13 protein-coding genes and 1 pseudogene are annotated in these 15,593 nt (G+C 60.5%); all 14 read left to right on the forward strand.

The genetic code is table 11. The features are described from left to right. Window positions 1-26: 26 nt before the first annotated feature. The 14 genes and pseudogenes from J2X53_RS19705 (at window position 27) to J2X53_RS19770 (ending at window position 15,453) form a co-directional block, all read left to right on the forward strand. Complete coding sequence (locus tag J2X53_RS19705; protein WP_349039245.1) at window positions 27-800, forward strand: NAD(P)H-binding protein; 774 nt, start codon at window positions 27-29, stop codon at window positions 798-800. Between the two features lie 337 nt (window positions 801-1,137). Beyond that, entirely contained in the window at window positions 1,138-1,599 is a 462-nt protein-coding gene (locus J2X53_RS19710; RefSeq protein ID WP_349039204.1) for a low molecular weight protein-tyrosine-phosphatase, read from the forward strand. A gap of 100 nt (window positions 1,600-1,699) precedes the next feature. Next, complete coding sequence (locus J2X53_RS19715; RefSeq protein WP_349039205.1) at window positions 1,700-3,871, forward strand: polysaccharide biosynthesis tyrosine autokinase; 2,172 nt, start codon at window positions 1,700-1,702, stop codon at window positions 3,869-3,871. 59 nt (window positions 3,872-3,930) lie between these two features. Next, a complete protein-coding gene (locus J2X53_RS19720; protein WP_349039206.1) occupies window positions 3,931-5,277 on the forward strand; it encodes a UDP-glucose/GDP-mannose dehydrogenase family protein in 1,347 nt (448 codons plus the stop codon). Between the two features lie 74 nt (window positions 5,278-5,351). After that, a pseudogene (locus J2X53_RS19725) lies at window positions 5,352-5,528 on the forward strand (nucleotide sugar epimerase); the annotation flags it as partial. 1 nt (window position 5,529) lies between these two features. Further along, window positions 5,530-6,846, forward strand: coding sequence for an oligosaccharide flippase family protein (locus J2X53_RS19730; protein WP_349039246.1), 1,317 nt, complete (start codon window positions 5,530-5,532; stop codon window positions 6,844-6,846). Window position 6,847: 1 nt separating this feature from the next. Next, on the forward strand, window positions 6,848-8,116 hold the full coding sequence (locus J2X53_RS19735; protein WP_349039207.1) for a UDP-N-acetylglucosamine 1-carboxyvinyltransferase: 1,269 nt from the start codon (window positions 6,848-6,850) through the stop codon (window positions 8,114-8,116). After that, entirely contained in the window at window positions 8,104-9,081 is a 978-nt protein-coding gene (gene murB / locus J2X53_RS19740) for a UDP-N-acetylmuramate dehydrogenase (RefSeq protein ID WP_349039208.1), read from the forward strand. The genes J2X53_RS19735 and murB overlap by 13 nt, the downstream gene beginning before the upstream one ends. Then, window positions 9,078-9,899, forward strand: coding sequence for a glycosyltransferase (locus tag J2X53_RS19745; protein ID WP_349039209.1), 822 nt, complete (start codon window positions 9,078-9,080; stop codon window positions 9,897-9,899). Before murB ends, J2X53_RS19745 begins: the two co-directional genes overlap by 4 nt. Then, window positions 9,893-10,783 (forward strand): glycosyltransferase, encoded by an 891-nt coding sequence (locus J2X53_RS19750; protein ID WP_349039210.1) that lies wholly within the window; start codon window positions 9,893-9,895, stop codon window positions 10,781-10,783. Before J2X53_RS19745 ends, J2X53_RS19750 begins: the two co-directional genes overlap by 7 nt. After that, entirely contained in the window at window positions 10,780-12,075 is a 1,296-nt protein-coding gene (locus J2X53_RS19755; RefSeq protein ID WP_349039211.1) for a hypothetical protein, read from the forward strand. Before J2X53_RS19750 ends, J2X53_RS19755 begins: the two co-directional genes overlap by 4 nt. After that, window positions 12,072-13,199 carry a glycosyltransferase gene (locus J2X53_RS19760; protein ID WP_349039212.1) on the forward strand — a complete coding sequence of 376 codons (1,128 nt, stop codon included), beginning with the start codon at window positions 12,072-12,074 and terminating at the stop codon, window positions 13,197-13,199. Before J2X53_RS19755 ends, J2X53_RS19760 begins: the two co-directional genes overlap by 4 nt. 1 nt (window position 13,200) lies before the next feature. Then, window positions 13,201-13,956: a glycosyltransferase family 2 protein gene (locus J2X53_RS19765; protein ID WP_349039213.1), complete on the forward strand. Its 756-nt coding sequence runs from the start codon at window positions 13,201-13,203 to the stop codon at window positions 13,954-13,956. A 366-nt stretch (window positions 13,957-14,322) separates the two neighbouring features. Then, complete coding sequence (locus J2X53_RS19770; protein ID WP_349039214.1) at window positions 14,323-15,453, forward strand: polysaccharide biosynthesis/export family protein; 1,131 nt, start codon at window positions 14,323-14,325, stop codon at window positions 15,451-15,453. The last annotated feature ends 140 nt before the right edge of the window (window positions 15,454-15,593 follow it).

The raw sequence follows: 15,593 nt of genomic DNA on the forward strand, positions 1-15,593 counted from the left end.
CCTGATCGCCAGACGAGATGAGCGCGATGTATGTGATACTTGGCGGAACCGGGCGGGTCGGATCTGCGACGGCGCGCGCGCTCTTGAACCGGGGCCAGGAGGTGACGATTGTCACCCGCGATGAAGGCAATGGCGCAGATTTGAAGGCGGTCGGCGCAAAGATCGCAGCCACCGACATTCGCGACATCGAGGCAACACGCAGCGTCCTGCGGAGCGGCACGCGTGCGTTTCTGCTCAACCCGCCCGCACATCCTTCGGGCGACACGGGCGCAGAAGAGCGGGCAAACGTGGCCGCGATCATCTCGGCCCTCGGCGGCTCTGGTCTTGAAAAGGTGGTCGCGCAATCGACCTACGGAGCCTTTTGTGGTGAGCGATGCGGAGATCTGACAGTTCTGCATCAATTCGAGACAGCCTTGGCGAGGCAGCCTGTCCCCACCGCGATCAACCGGTGCGCATACGATATGAGCAACTGGACCGGGATGGCAGACGTGGTGCAGGAGACCGGCACGTTGCCGAGCTTCTTTCCCGCCGGTCTTTCCATCCCGATGGTGGCCCCGGCCGATCTGGGAGAAGCAGCCGCCAAGCGGCTCATGGCGGGAATTTCGGCAGCCGTCATTCATGGTGATCTTGATGCCGGCATGCGCCGTCGGATCCTTGCAGCATATGCTGCGGGCAAAATCCGCGTCGTCGTCAATGTCGCGGTGCTGACCGAGGGCTGGGACCATCCGTCCACCTCCTGCGTCGTGCTGCTGCGCCCCAGCGCCGGTATCATGACCTTCATGATTGACGGCTCGCATTAGGCGCTGAGCGCAGTCACCTGGCTTTCTGAAATTATGCTGCAACTGCGTAATCAATCTCTTCCTTCCCCAGCGGCATCTGTGCTAGTGTCCGCTCAAGATCATGAGTTTGCCGCCTTTATCCCATTGTAAACAGTACGTTATACCGATCACCCCCAAGGGGCGACCGGTGCGGTAGCCATTCTTGATCGTTGTCTCTTGCTGCTGTCGCGGGGGCTTTGGGCCCCGGCCGAGGTCTTTTCCACGGCTCAACTGCGGCCCGCGCAGGCTTGCGTTGAAGACCAGCGCGCCCGTGCTCCTGCACCCTTTCCGGATCCCGTATCGCCCCTGAAGCCCTGAGATGCTGGTGAAATCCATTCTGGTCGTCTGCGTCGGCAACATCTGCCGCTCGCCCGTGGGCGAGCGGCTGCTGGCAGCGCGGCTGGCCGAGCGGGGTGCGTCGATCAGGGTGTCGTCGGCCGGGATTGGCGCGCTGGTCGGGTGTGCTGCGGATGAGACGGCGCACGCGGTCGCCTTGGCGCATGGCCTGAGCCTTGAGGCGCATGTGGCGCGGCAGTTCACCCGGGAACTGGGGCAGCAGGCCGATCTGATTCTGGTCATGGAACCCGGCCACCGCCGCGAGATCGCCCGCCAGGCCCCGGACCTTTCCGGCCGGGTGATGCTGTTCGACCATTGGCAGGGTGGCAAGGGGATCGGGGATCCATACCGACGGCCCCGCGAGATTCATGAAGCGGCCTTTGCCCGGATTGCCAAAGCTGCCGACGATTGGGTGACCAAGCTTGTTCCAACACGAAAGCCTTGAGATGCCGGACGGATATATTGGCAAGACCACGGACAGAACGTCCGGCAGGAAGCCGCAGGATGAACAGCCTATGACTCCCGGGCCGCTGGCCTCTGCACTGATGTCCAGATCCGAGCCGGACAGCGATGAGATCGATCTCGGCAAGCTGCTCGTCACGTTGTGGAAGGGCAAGCTCTGGATCGCTCTTTGCATGGCGTTGGGGCTGGGGGGGGCGCTGTTTGTCTACGTCAACACCGTGCCGACCTATCAGGCCGACGCATTGGTGCAGCTTGAGGAAAAGAGCAACGCGCTTACCCTGCCCAGCAGCCTGACCAGTCTGATGGAAGGCGACGCCCCTCGCAGCGTGACCGAGATCGAGATCCTGCGCTCGCGGCTGGTGCTGGGGCAGGCGGTGGCCGCGCTCAACCTCGACTGGCGGGTGGAGCCGGTTCTGGCGCCGGTGATCGGCACGATGGTCGCGCGCTACCAGCTGCCGGGGATCAACGGGCTGCTGCCGCAGCGTTTCGCCCGGCCCGGCGAGGCCGTGACGCTGGCCCAGCTCATCGTGCCACCTCAGTGGGTCGATCAGCCGATGCAGCTGACGGTCGGCGAGGCGGGCGGCTTTGTGCTGACCACGCCGGATGAGCGGGAGCTGCAGGGGAGGGTGGGCGAGGCGCTCAGCTTGCCGGACATTGGGTTCACACTGACAGTGGCCGCACTTTCTGCGCCCACAGGCCGGGTCTTCACCATCCGGCAGATCAGCGAGACCATGGCCATCAGCTCGCTGCGCGGACGTCTGACTGTCAGTGAGCGCGGCAGAGCTTCGGGAATTCTCGAAGCACAGGTGACGGGGAAGGGTCGGGCAGACAATGTCCGCGCTCTGGATGCCGTCCTCGCGGCGTATCAGGGCCAGAACATCACCCGCAGTGCCGCCCAGGCCGACGGCAGCCTGCAGTTTATCCGTGAACAGATCCCGCAGGCCGAAGCGGCCTTGCGCGAGGCCGAGAGCGCGCTCAATGCGTTTCGCCAGCAGCAGGTTTCGGTCGACCTGTCGATGGAAACCCAGGCTCTGCTGGGCGCGGTCACTCTGGTAGAGTCGGAACTGGCCGAGCTGCAGCGCCGCGAAGACGCCCTGTCACAGCGCTACACCGCGGCGCATCCCACCTATCGGTTGCTGCTGGAGGAACGGGGGCGGCTTCAGGCCCGGCTCGAAGATCTGCGCGGTCAGGTCGGCGCCCTGCCGGAAACCCAGCGCCAGATCGTCAACCTGAGCCGGGACGTTGATCTGGCGCAGAGGCTTTATACCGAGTTGCTGACCCGGGCCCAGCAGGTCGAAGTCTTGCGCGCCAGCACCGTTGGCAGCGTGCGGATCATAGATCCGGCGGCGACAGCGGCCGCGCCGGTCGCGCCCCGGCGCAATCTGCTTCTGGCCCTGGGGCTGATGCTGGGTGCGATGGGCGGGATCGGGCTGGTTCTCGGCCGCAACTGGCTGCGCAAGGGCGTTCAGGATGCCACCGAGATCGAACGGCAAGGCCTGCCGGTTTTCGCCACCATCAACTACAGCCGCGCCGCCGACACCTCTGGCCGGCGCAAGGGGAGTCTGCCGATTCTGGCGCTGGAGCACTCCGACGATCTGGCGGTCGAGGCCTTCCGTTCGTTGCGCACCAGCCTGCACTTCGGCATGCTGGATGCGGCCTCCCCGACGCTGACCATCACCTCGGCCCATCCCGAGGCCGGCAAGAGCTTTCTTGCCACCAACCTGGCAGTGGTGGCGGCGCAGGCCGGGCAGCGCGTCTGCCTGATCGATGCCGACATGCGCCGCGGGCATCTGCGGCGCTATTTCAACCTGCAGCGCCATCAGCCGGGTCTGGCCGAAGTTCTGGCCGGCGACCGGACGATCGACGAGCTGATGCTGCCGGGCCCGGTGGACGGGCTCTTTGTGCTGCCCACCGGACGCTATCCGCCCAACCCTTCTGAACTGCTGATGCGGGTGCAGTTGCGCCAGATGCTGGACCGGTGCGCCGAGAATTTCGACCTGACGATCCTCGATGCGCCTCCGGTGCTGGCGGTGACCGATCCGGTGATCCTGGGTCGCAGCACCGGGGCCACGATCCTTGTCGTCCGCCACGACGTCACCGCCCCGGGCGAGGTCGAAGCGTCGATCAAGACCTTTGCTGCCGCCGGATTGCGCCTCAGCGGTGCGGTGCTCAACGGATTTGATCCGCGCAAGGCGGGCGGGGGCTACGGATATGGCTACGGCTATCGCTACGAATACAAACAGCGAAAGTCGTAGGGCCGGGCTGGCTTCTGCATGAGACCGCAGTTTTTAAGCCTCTTTAAAGTGAGTTTTCCATGAAAATCGCAATGATAGGGACGGGCTATGTCGGCCTCGTCTCCGGAGTCTGTTTTTCCGATTTTGGCCATGACGTGGTCTGCGTCGACAAGGTGGAGGACAAGATCCGGCGCCTGCGCAAGGGCGAGGTGCCGATCTACGAGCCCGGCCTTGATGTCGTGCTGGCCCGGAACACCGAGACCGGACGGCTGACCTTTACCAGCGATCTGGCCGAGGCGGTGGCCGGGGCCGATGCCGTGTTCATCGCCGTGGGCACCCCCACCCGGCGCGGTGACGGCCATGCCGACCTGACCTATGTTCTGGCCGCAGCGGCCGAGATCGGCCGGGCGCTGACCGGCTATGCGGTGATCGTCACCAAATCCACCGTTCCCGTCGGCACCAACCGCAAGGTCGCGGCCGCCTTGCGTGCGGCCAATCCCGAGGCCGAATTCGACGTTGCCTCCAATCCCGAATTCCTGCGCGAGGGGGCGGCGATCGACGATTTCATGAAACCCGACCGCGTGGTGGTGGGCGTCGAAACCGAGCGTGCCCGCGCCGTGATGGGCGAGATCTACCGACCGCTTTATCTGCGCGACTTTCCGGTGGTCTACACCGATCTGGAATCGGCCGAGATGATCAAATACGCGGCCAACGCCTTCCTCGCGACCAAGATCAGCTTCATCAACGAGATCGCCGCGCTTTGCGAACGGGTGGGGGCCGATGTGAAATCGGTGGCCAAAGGGATGGGGCTGGATGGGCGCATCGGCGCCAAGTTCCTGCATGCTGGCCCGGGCTATGGCGGCTCGTGTTTTCCCAAGGACACCTCGGCGCTGGCCCGGATCGGCCAGGAGCACGGCGTGCCGCAACGCATCACCGAGACGGTGATCGCGGTCAATGACATGACCAAACGCCGGATGATCGACAAGGTGGTTGACCTGTGCGACGGATCGGTCAACGGCAAGACCATTGCCGTGCTGGGCGTGACCTTCAAACCCGGCACCGACGATATGCGCGATGCGCCCAGCCTGACCATCCTGCCCGCGCTGGTGGGCAGTGGCGCGCGCGTGCGCGCCGTCGACCCCCATGGCCGCAAGGAGGGCGAGGCCCTGCTGCCGGGCGTGATCTGGGAAACCGACCCCTACACCGCAGCCGCAGGCGCCGACTGTCTGCTGATCCTGACCGAATGGAACGAGTTCCGGGCGCTGGATCTGAAGCGTCTGGCCGGAGCGATGGCCACGCCACGCATGGCCGATCTGCGCAATATCTACGGTCGGGCAGATGTCGAAGCGGCCGGCTTCATCGCCTATGACAGCGTCGGGCGTGGCGACAGCCTGCGCGCGGACCTGATGCTGGCCGCTGCCGAATGAGGCGTGCCTTCATCACCGGCACTCCGGGCTTTATCGGCTTTCATCTGGCGCGCCAGTTGCTGGCCGCGGGTTGGGAGGCTACCGGCCACAAGGCGATCCGCCATTCCATGGATATGCAGCCCGGCGACGTTCCGGCCACCTGGGCCGACGCCAGCCTGCTGCGCCAGTTGACCGGCTACGCCCCGCAGACCGACATGCGCGACGGCGTCGCGCGGTTCGTCGAGTGGTATCGGGAAAGCCACTGTGGCTGACATGCCTGACCGCCCGTCGATCCGGCACCGCCTTTCCCGGCGGATCTTCGGCGGCGCGTCCGGCGGGGTGTTCCGCGGCATGGCCACCTTGGCACTGGGCAGCGGGATCGGGCGGGTGATCGGGATTGTCGCGATCCCGGTGCTGACCCGGCTCTACACGCCCGAGGATTTTGGCGTGCTGGCGGTGTTTACCGCGCTGGTGGCGATCCTCGCGCCACTGGTGACCCTGCGCTATGTGCTGGCCCTGCCGTTGCCGCGTCAGGACGGGGTGGCGATGAATCTGCTGGCCCTCTCGACCGGGCTGATGCTGGGCCTTTCGGCGCTGGTCGCCTTCGCGCTCTGGCTGGGTGGCGAGGCGCTGCTGGGGCTGGTCTCGATGCAGGTTCTGGCGCCGTGGTGGTGGCTGATCGCGTTGGGCGTGCTGGGCACTGCGACCTATGAGATGCTGACCCTCTGGGCCACGCGGCGGCGCGCCTACAAGGTGATCGCCCAGACCAATGTCACACAGAGCCTGGCGGGCGCGGCGGTCAAGATCGGGCTGGGGCTGTTGTCGGTCCAGCCGCTGGGGCTGCTGTTGGGGCAGGTCGTCGCCCAGGCTGGCGGGATCGGTCGGCTGCTGCGCGGGTTTGGGGCCGAGTTCCGGGCGAACTGGCACCACATCAGCCCCGCGCGCCTGCGCAAGGTGGCCTGGAAACACCGGGGTTTCGCGATCTGGCGCGTGCCGTCGCAGTTCCTGATGGTCTTCTCCATGCAGGCACCGATGTTCTTCATGGCCGCGCTCTATGACGCGCAGACCACGGGGCAATTTGGCCTGGCTATGATGGCGCTGTCGATGCCGGTGGCGCTGCTGGGCCGGACCACATCACAGGCGTTCTTTGCCGAGGCATCGGTTCTGGGGACGCGCAAACCCCGTGAAATCCGCTCCATGCTGATCTCTGTCCTGCTGCGCCTTGCCGTCGTGTCGCTGATCCCGGCGCTGGGACTTTGCCTGTTCAGTCAGAGGGTATTTCCATTGTTCTTCGGCACCGACTGGCTGCTGGCCGGCGTCTTCGCCCAAGCTCTGTCGATCTATCTGTTTTTTCAGTTCATCCAGACGCCGGTGGCCCATGTTTTCTACCTGTTCAATGGCCAGCGCCAACTGCTGTTTCTCAATGTGCAAAGGGTGATCCTGATTGCCGCACTGTTCGGCGCCGCAGGGGTTTTCGACTGGGCGTCAGAGCGCACGGTCTGGCTGTATGCGTTTGTCATGTCTGTCCATTACGCGCTCAGCGTCGCTTACGCCTATCGCTTTATTCCGTTGCCCGCCAAGGAGGCATAGCTTGGAACTTATCGTACACGATCGATGTGAACTGAATGGAACCGTCACCGTCAGCGGGGCCAAGAACTCTGCCACCCGGGTGCTGGCGGCGTCTCTGCTGAGCGACGCCCAGGTCACGCTTCGGAATTTTCCGCTCGAGCTTGAAGACGTGAAGGCGAAGATGGCGTTCATCGTCGCTATGGGCGCCGATTTGTCTCCTTTTCCGGACAGCGAGGAATTGCAAGTTCGCGGCAATGATCTGAGCTTCGACAGTATTTCGGATTTCAACCTGCCGATCCGCACGACTTATCTTCTGGCAGCCGGGGCTCTGGCGCGTCACGGGCGTGCCCGCGTTCCCTACCCGGGGGGATGCAAGATCGGCAGCCGCGGCTACGATCTTCATATGATGGTCTGGCGGTCCCTGGGCTGTTCGGTCGAAGAGAAACCCGATTTTATTGATGTGATCGGGACATTGCAGGGCGGCGAGATTGACTTCCCCCTCTCAACAGTTGGCGGTACAGAGAATGCGCTCATGTGTGCGGCGGTCTCCCGCGGTGAGACCCTCATCAGAAATGCCTATGTCACGCCAGAGGTTCGCGATCTGATTGATTTTCTGCGCGAAATGGGCGCGCGGATCGACCTGGAGGGCAGCAGCCATATTCGTATACTGGGTGCTGGCGGCCTGCTGGGGGGCGCGACGTTCTCGATCATGCCGGACCGGATTGAAGCCCTGACGTGGATGGTGCTCGGGGCAGTAAGCGGGGGGCGGCTGCAAGTTCAGAACGTGCCCTTCGAGACATTGCAGGTTCCTCTGATCCACCTGCGGGATGCCGGGCTTGATTTCTTCTCCAACAGCGATTCAGTCCAGGTCGGCCCGGAGTGCATTGGCCCACACGGGCTGCAGCCTTTCGAGCTTGCCACAGGAACGCATCCTGGCGTGATTTCCGACATGCAGTCGTTTTTCGTGTTCCTTGCACTCTTTGCGAATGGTCGCTCCATCATCCATGACTATCGTTACCCCGAGCGCATCGCCTATGTCGGGGAACTGGCCAAATTCGCGCCCGGCGCCCTTGAGGCTGAACGCGCGAGAATTTCAGTGCAGGGACCGGTGAAGCTTGCCGGCGCGCAGGCGATGTCGACCGACCTCAGAGGAAGCATGTCTCTGATCATGGCGGCCCTCTGTTCTGACGGCCCGAGCCGGGTCGGCGGTATCGAAATGGCCTTGCGCGGGTACAATCGCCTTCCGGAGAAACTCCACGCCCTGGGAGCCGAGGCGCAATGGATCCGCTGAGCGAGGCCGCCATCGCCGACCTGGGCCGGTTGTGTCCGGGCGGGGTGGAGCGCGGGGTGGATCTGTCCGCCGTCAGCCAGTGGCGGATCGGTGGGCGGGCGGATCTGGTGCTGCGACCGACATCGACGGCCGAGGTGTCGGCGCTGACGCGCTGGTTCGCCGCCCGGGGAATCCGCCCCGTGGTGATCGGCCTGACCAGCAACCTGCTGTTCGATGATGCCGGGCTACGCGTGCCCTGCATCCAGATCGGCGCACGCATGGCCCGGATGTCCCTCGAGGGTGCGGAGGTCCGCGCTCAGGCCGGGATCTGGGTTCCCGGCCTGGCCCGCCGCCTGATGCAGGCGGGGCGCGGCGGTGCCGAGCATATCTGCGGCATTCCCGGCACCTTGGGAGGATTGATCTGCATGAACGGCGGCAGCCAGCGCAAGGGGATCGGCAGCAGTCTTCTGGAGGTAGAGAGCGTTACCCCTGATGGCGTGGTGCACACCCGTCCGGCACAGGACGGTGGTTTTGGCTATCGTCAGTCGGTGTATCAGACCAACGGCGAGATCATTACCGCCGCCACCTTGCATCTCCCACCCCGCCCCCGGGCCGAGATCCGCACCGAAATGCGCGCCATTCTCGCCGACCGCCGCCGCAAGTTCCCGCGCAAGGAACCCAATTGCGGGTCGGTGTTCAAATCGAACCCGGCCATGTATGCCCAGATCGGCCCCCCGGGCGCCGCAATTGAGCGTCTGGGCTTCAAGGGGTTGCGCGTCGGTGGCGCCTTGGTCTCGCCCCAGCACGCCAATTTCATTGTCAACACGGGTGGGGCCACGGCGGCGGATGTGCTGACACTTATTGCCCGCATCGGCGCGGTTGTCGATGCGGCAACGGGTTTCCGCATGGAGGCAGAAGCCTGCTTCGTGCGCGCCGACGGCACTATACGCCCTGCAGATACCATTCTGACCGAAAGCATCTCATGAGCGAAGCACTTCCCAAGGTTTCCGTCGTCTGCGCCTGGTATAACCGGGCAGATTACATTCGAGACACGATCAACAGCCTGCTGGCACAGGATTACCCGAATTTCGACATCACGGTGGTGAATGACGGAAGTCCGGACCCGCGCGTGCGCGAGATTCTGGACAGCTTTGCCGATCCCCGTTTGCGCGTGGTGCATCAGGCGAACACAGGGTTCACGGTCGCCATACGGCGCGCCATTGATGAGAGCGACGGCGAATATATCGCGATTCAGGGCGCGGGGGATGTGTCGCTGCCGGGGCGGCTGTCGGCGCAGGTCAGAGCATTCCTCCCGAATTCTGCATTGGCAATAGTCGGGACATTCTATTCAGACATCAAAGCGGGAACGGCTGAAAGGACGCCCGTTCGTCCAAAGGCGCCAAGACGGGGGCAGCTGTCCCACTTTCAGTTCTCGCAAGGCGAGTTAATGTATCGTCGTAGCGAATATGCGAACGCAGGAGGGTACAGGGAAATTTTTAGGGTCGGGCAAGGCGCGGACCTGTGGATGAGAATGCTCCGTGACAACCAGGCATACGTTGTACCGGAAGACCACTATATGCGCATGTTGTTCCCGGACGGGGTTTCCAGCGATCAAAAGAAGATAAGAATCAGGCAAAGCTTGACTGTTTTACGCTTGGCAAATGAGATCCACTTGCGAAAGCATGGCGTGGATCTGATCAACTCTATGGGAATCGAGGCTTCTCTTTTCCTCCTCCCAGCGCCATTACACATTCGATTAATGCTCTATTTTGAAAGTATCAGGGGTAGAATTAAACCATGGTAGTTCCACTATTTAGCGTTGTGATGCCGCTGTACAATAAGGAGAAGTTCATCGGACAAGCTCTGAGTTCGGTACTGCATCAGGACTATTCTGACTTCGAGATTCTCGTAGTTGATGACTGTTCGACAGACGGTAGTGTAAATGTGTTGGCGGGATTCTCAGATCCTCGCATCAAAGTGTTCAGGCGAGAAAGCCCCGGGCCGGGGGGCTATCTCGCCCGGAACTACGGGGTAGAGATGGCTAGTGGGGACTGGGTTGTCTTCCTCGACGCAGATGATTTCTGGGATGAAAATCATCTGTCGGCGCTCGTGGAATTGATCAGAGAATACCCTCATGCCGATCTCCTGTCGGCAGGTTATAGAATTGTCGATAGGGGAGCCGTAGAGATTGTCGCACATGAAATGACGGTTGCGCTAAGGTCCTGTGAGGCACTCAAAGTGCTCTTGTGGCGAGATCTAATTCATACAAATTCGGTATGCATAAAGCGAACCTTGTATGAGTCATCCGGAGGCTTCAGAGGGGACAAAGGTTGGAAGCGTGGAGGAGACAGTGAATTCTGGCTAAGGCTGGTTGGACTGTGTAGCACTGTCATCCTGTCCGGTAAGGTGACTTCGAATTGGATTCTAGATAGAAGTGAGATCACAAACAAGCGTATTGTATCTGGTGAAAAGCACCCGGCTCTGAGCTATCTGGCTGCGCCAACTGTCGATGGGTACGCGCACTGCCAAAGACTTGTACGCCTGTACGTAAACAGAAAGCAGCTCACATGGGAGCTTCAAGGCAAGCTCAGTTGGCAGAAGGCTGCAAGGATAGCGCGTATAGTCATTCTATTTCCTGACCTGTTTTCCCAGTATGTCTGGCGTGCTATTCAGAGTCGCATTCGTTGATCTACGTTTCCGATTATTCGCTGTTGACGCTCCAAGCTGCAGAAGCATATGCGATTACAACTATAACAATGATCGTTTTGATTTTTTCAGGGCTTGGAGGGCAAGCCACACGTTTTATACTATTCTTTCCCACTCTTCTTTCTGTGTATTTTTTTATCGGCACAGTAGTGTTTGAGTTCGGCCTGGATATTCCAGTATATGACTTTCTCCGCTTTAACTTCGATGGGTACCTCTGGACCCTTTCGCACTTTTCCATTGTATTCTTGGGAATTTTGGCGGGTGTACTCGTGTCGCGAGCGCTGATCCCTGCCAGACACAATCCGGCGGGGTTCGGTAGGCAGTATAGTTCTAGCCCGAAGAGCCCGTCCTTGATGCTAGACAGGCTCAATCGAAACTCAGCCCAGAGCCTTATGATGGTTATCGCAGCTGCGCCGGCTATTCTAGTTTTGCTTTCAGCGGACCTCACTGAGCTCTGGAGTCGAACCACCTACCCACCAATTTATACTAACGAACGATTGATGTCGTTTGCAGATACTGTGTTTTGGGTATCTGTGTTCTGTACGGCGCTTCTGAACAGGCCTGCGTGCCGCGGATTTTTCCTATCCGCGATTGTCCTGTCCTTTGCTGCTATCGGCGCACGCCAAGCTTTCGTAGCAATCATTCTTTACATTATCCTTCGTGCGCTGGTTCTGAAGTCGATGAAGCTGACGGAGGTAGTCATCTATTCTGTCCTCGCAGTGTGGGTTCTAGCATGCCTAATGCAGGCAAGAATAGAGTGGAATGGAGGTTTGCTTGTGATCGGTGAATTGCTCCTAGCGCCGAGGGTCGAAACTCTCTCCGCCTTGTCATATTCTCTGAACTACATGACTATCTTCTCGATAGTCGTTAACACGCAGGGTACTTTCTACTTCCAAGTTAATCCCGATACTTTCCTCTATGGAATATCACCTCTTCCTTCATTTTTTCACAATCAGACCGATTCATTTCTTGCACATAGTCAGCTTCAATCGAGGGTTCCACTTCCTGGATTCGCCTTTGCCTTGCAGATCTTTGGCGTCTGGTTGTTTGCTGCTGTACTTTTTCTCTACGCCCTCGCTCTGGGGCTCATACAAAGAGCTCTGTGGCGGCCGCAAATTATTGAGAAGATTATGTTTTATATTGCGCTGCTCCTGCCACTGCTTTTTTCCCTACAGTACAATATTCGCGGCTCCTCGCGACTCCTGTATTTATTCTTCTTACTCTATATTTTACTGGGTGTTGGCTTTAGATACAGTTTGCGTTTTCGCCAATGAGTGTCTTGCTCATCACTAAAACCCTGACCAAAGGCGGTGCCGCCTCGGGCGCGCGCAATCTTCTCGGGGCATTGCGGGCAGCCGGCGCAGAAGTGGTTGCCTTGGATGCCTATGCCGAGCAACGCAGGCACCCGCTCCGCCTTTTGCGGACCATGGAACGGATATATGAGCGAAGCTTGCACGATGCCGGGACTCACTGTCTGCGGCTCGGGCCTCCTGTTTTCGATCTGGAGAGGCTTTACAAGAAGTATCGGCCGGATGCCATTCAGCTTTGCGATGTCTCCGGAAACACGGTCTGCTTCTCGGATATCGCGGCAGTGCCATGCCCGGTGGTCCACCGGATGAGTGACTTCTGGCCCTATCATGGCGCCAGGCATTATGCGGAGTCGCCCCCTGAGCGCCTCAGTTTCGCTGATCGGCTGCTTCGCAAGCGGATATTTGACGGCAGCGTGATGCCAGATTGCCGCGTCGCGCCCTCGCATTGGTTGGCGGGCTGTCTGGGCGGGAAGGGGATCGCTGTCATTCGAAACGCTGTCGGGATTCCTGAGAATGTGCGTCCCAAGGGCTTGCGCGCCGGACTTCTACGTTTCGGCTTCATTTCTGGTCATGTCATGGATCAGCGCAAAGGATTCATGACGCTGCCACCTTTGTTGGACAAGGTCAGCACGATCCTGAAACAGGATATCGAATTGCATGTTTTCGGTACAATCGCAGAAAACAAGCTGCCACGGTTCGACACTGTGAGGATCGTCCTGCATCCGCCCTTCAAGTCCAGCGAGCTGGCCGAGGTTTACGGTGCTTTCGATGTTCTCCTGTGTCCTTCGCTGCGGGACAATTCGCCCAATGTCGTCACCGAGGCCCTGGCGCATGGTGTCCCGGTTATTGCGCAGTGCGGCACCGGTATGGACAGCTACATTCGGGAGACTACCGGAGCGCTCATCGACTTCCATGGTCCGGTTTCAGCAGGGTCACTGCAGTTTAAAGACGTATTGCGGAAGATCAGTTGTGATTTTCCACGCTTTTCGAGGGACGCACATGAGTATGCCCGTAGTGAACTTGCGCCCGAGGTCATTGGTCGAGAATACCTAGCGTTATATAACCGGCTATCGTCAGAAGTGGCATAACATGAAAATCACCGTCATCATGGCTGCGTATAATTCGCAGGTTACCATCGGCCCTGCGATCAGTTCGTTCCTGAACCAGAGCTATTCCGACAAGGAATTGCTTGTGATTGATGGCGCCTCCAGGGATGCGACCTGCGAGATTGTCAAAGGTTTTGCTTCGCCAGAGATCTCCGTCCTCAGCGAGCCCGATACGGGTATCTATGATGCGCTCAACAAGGGCATCGCGAAGGCGAGGGGGGATGTGATCGGCATCCTGCACACGGATGATCTGTTTGCGCATAGCGCCGTGCTCGACCGCGTCGCGGAGGCCTTCCACCGCGGCGATATCGACGGGGTCTACGGCGATCTTGAATATGTGGCCAAGGACGACCCCGCGCGCGTCATCCGCTACTGGCAGTCGGAACCTTACCACCCTGCGTTGCTGAAACGCGGCTGGATGCCGCCGCATCCCACGCTGTTCCTGCGCCGGGAGGTTTTCGAACGGCACGGCGCTTATGATACCTCGTTCCGCATCGCCGCAGATTATGACGCGATGCTGCGCTGGCTGACGAAGGGCCAGCTGCGGCTCGCCCATATCCCCGAGGTTCTGGTCAAGATGCGCGTCGGCGGCGAGAGCAACCGCTCGCTGAGTCGGATTTTGACGAAAAGCGCCGAGGATTACCGGGCGCTGCGACGCAACGGCGTCGGAGGTATCGGCACGCTGGTGGCCAAGAACCTGTCCAAGCTGCCGCAGTTCCTGCGCCGGGTGGGCGGGTGACGGACAGATCCTGGAAGCCAGGTTGGCCCGATGTTCTGACGCAGATTTACAGACCGGTTCAGTGCAATGCGGTGACCCAGGTCGGGGAACAGCGCTATCTGGACATTAGATGCACATTAAAAACCAGCAATAAGTAGCGATTTATTTGGGAGGTATTTCCTGTTGAAATTTCTTCCTATCCTTCGCGCGATATCATTGCCACCTGCTGCGGCCACAGCATGTTCGGACTCAAATTAAGCTTTCGGCAGAAATTATTCCGCCAACTCAATCTCCGTATTTGCGCCGGATGGCAGGTCGTGCCATCTCTGGATCAATGTCGGCGCATTGAAAAATGATACACCGGGTCAAGAAATGGAAGCGTGCGGCATGTGGACTACGGATGGTGATCACGGTGCCCGGTCGGGCACACGAATTGTGGTTTCCGGCGGGCGAGGATTCTTTCGCCTTGTCGCCGCCTTCTTCCTGCCCCTGATGCTGATCGCCTGTTCCGACGGCTATGTCCGCTTTCCCGTCACGCCCGAGGCGCAGCGCAGTTTGGGGGCGGATGTCGAGGTTATCGTTCTCGACTCCACCAACATCAACGCCTTTACGCGCCCCGCGCGCGGCTTCGCGGCCACCTCTCTGCCCAGCGGGCGACAGTGGTCCTATCTGGTGGGACAGGGCGACATTCTGTCGGTGATCGTTTTCAACCACCCGGAACTGACCCTGCCAGCGGGTGAGCAGCGCACCGCCGCCGAGAGCGGTTTCCAGGTCAGCAATGACGGCACGTTCAATTATCCCTATATCGGCAGCGTTCAGGCGTCGGGCCGTCAGGTCGAGCAGATCCGCAGCGACATCTCGGAGCGTCTGCGTGAGTTTATCCCGGATCCGCAGGTCGATGTGCGCGTGGCGGCCTATAACGCGCAGGCGGTGGTGATCTCGGGTGAGGTGAAAACGCCGAATCGTCAGGCGCTTAGGGCGGTGCCGCTGACGCTGATCGAGGCGGTGAATGCCGCTGGCGGCTTTACCGACACTGCCGATCTGCGCGCTGTGACAGTGCAACGCAGCGGTAAGGTCTATACCGTTGATGTTCAGGGTTTCCTGTCCTCCGGGCCGCTGCAGAACAACCCGGTGCTGCGCAACGGCGACATCGTCAACGTGCCACGCCGCCGGGCAGAAGAGGCTTATCTTTTGGGCGAAGTCGCCAATCCCAATGTGGTGGATCTGTCGCGCGAACAAATCACCCTGACCCAAGCCCTTACCCGCCGTGGTGGCCTGCGCGAGGGTCGCGCCGATGCGCGCGGGGTGCTCGTTTTCCGCCAGCAGGGGGAGGGGACCCGGGTCTTCCAACTTGATGTCTCCAACCCCGGCGGGCTTCTGCTGGGCACGCGCTTCGTGCTGGAACCTGGCGATGTCCTCTATGTCCTGCGCTCGTCCATGCAACGCTGGAACGACACGATCACCCGACTGCTGCCCACCGTGCGGGCAATTGACGTGACGCAGGATCTGTCACCGTGAGACGTTTTTGGAAGGCGGTCTGCTGATGAAAGGCTGAGGTGCCCATCAGCTAGACCGCCATCTGGCTGGGGCTGCAATTCGCTCTGACCTAATAATCAGGATGTCTCAGCCGCGTGCTATACTTTGCAACTCTTTATTGT

It is taken from the genome of Pseudotabrizicola sp. 4114 (assembly GCF_031457365.1).
GTDB lineage: Bacteria > Pseudomonadota > Alphaproteobacteria > Rhodobacterales > Rhodobacteraceae > Pseudotabrizicola.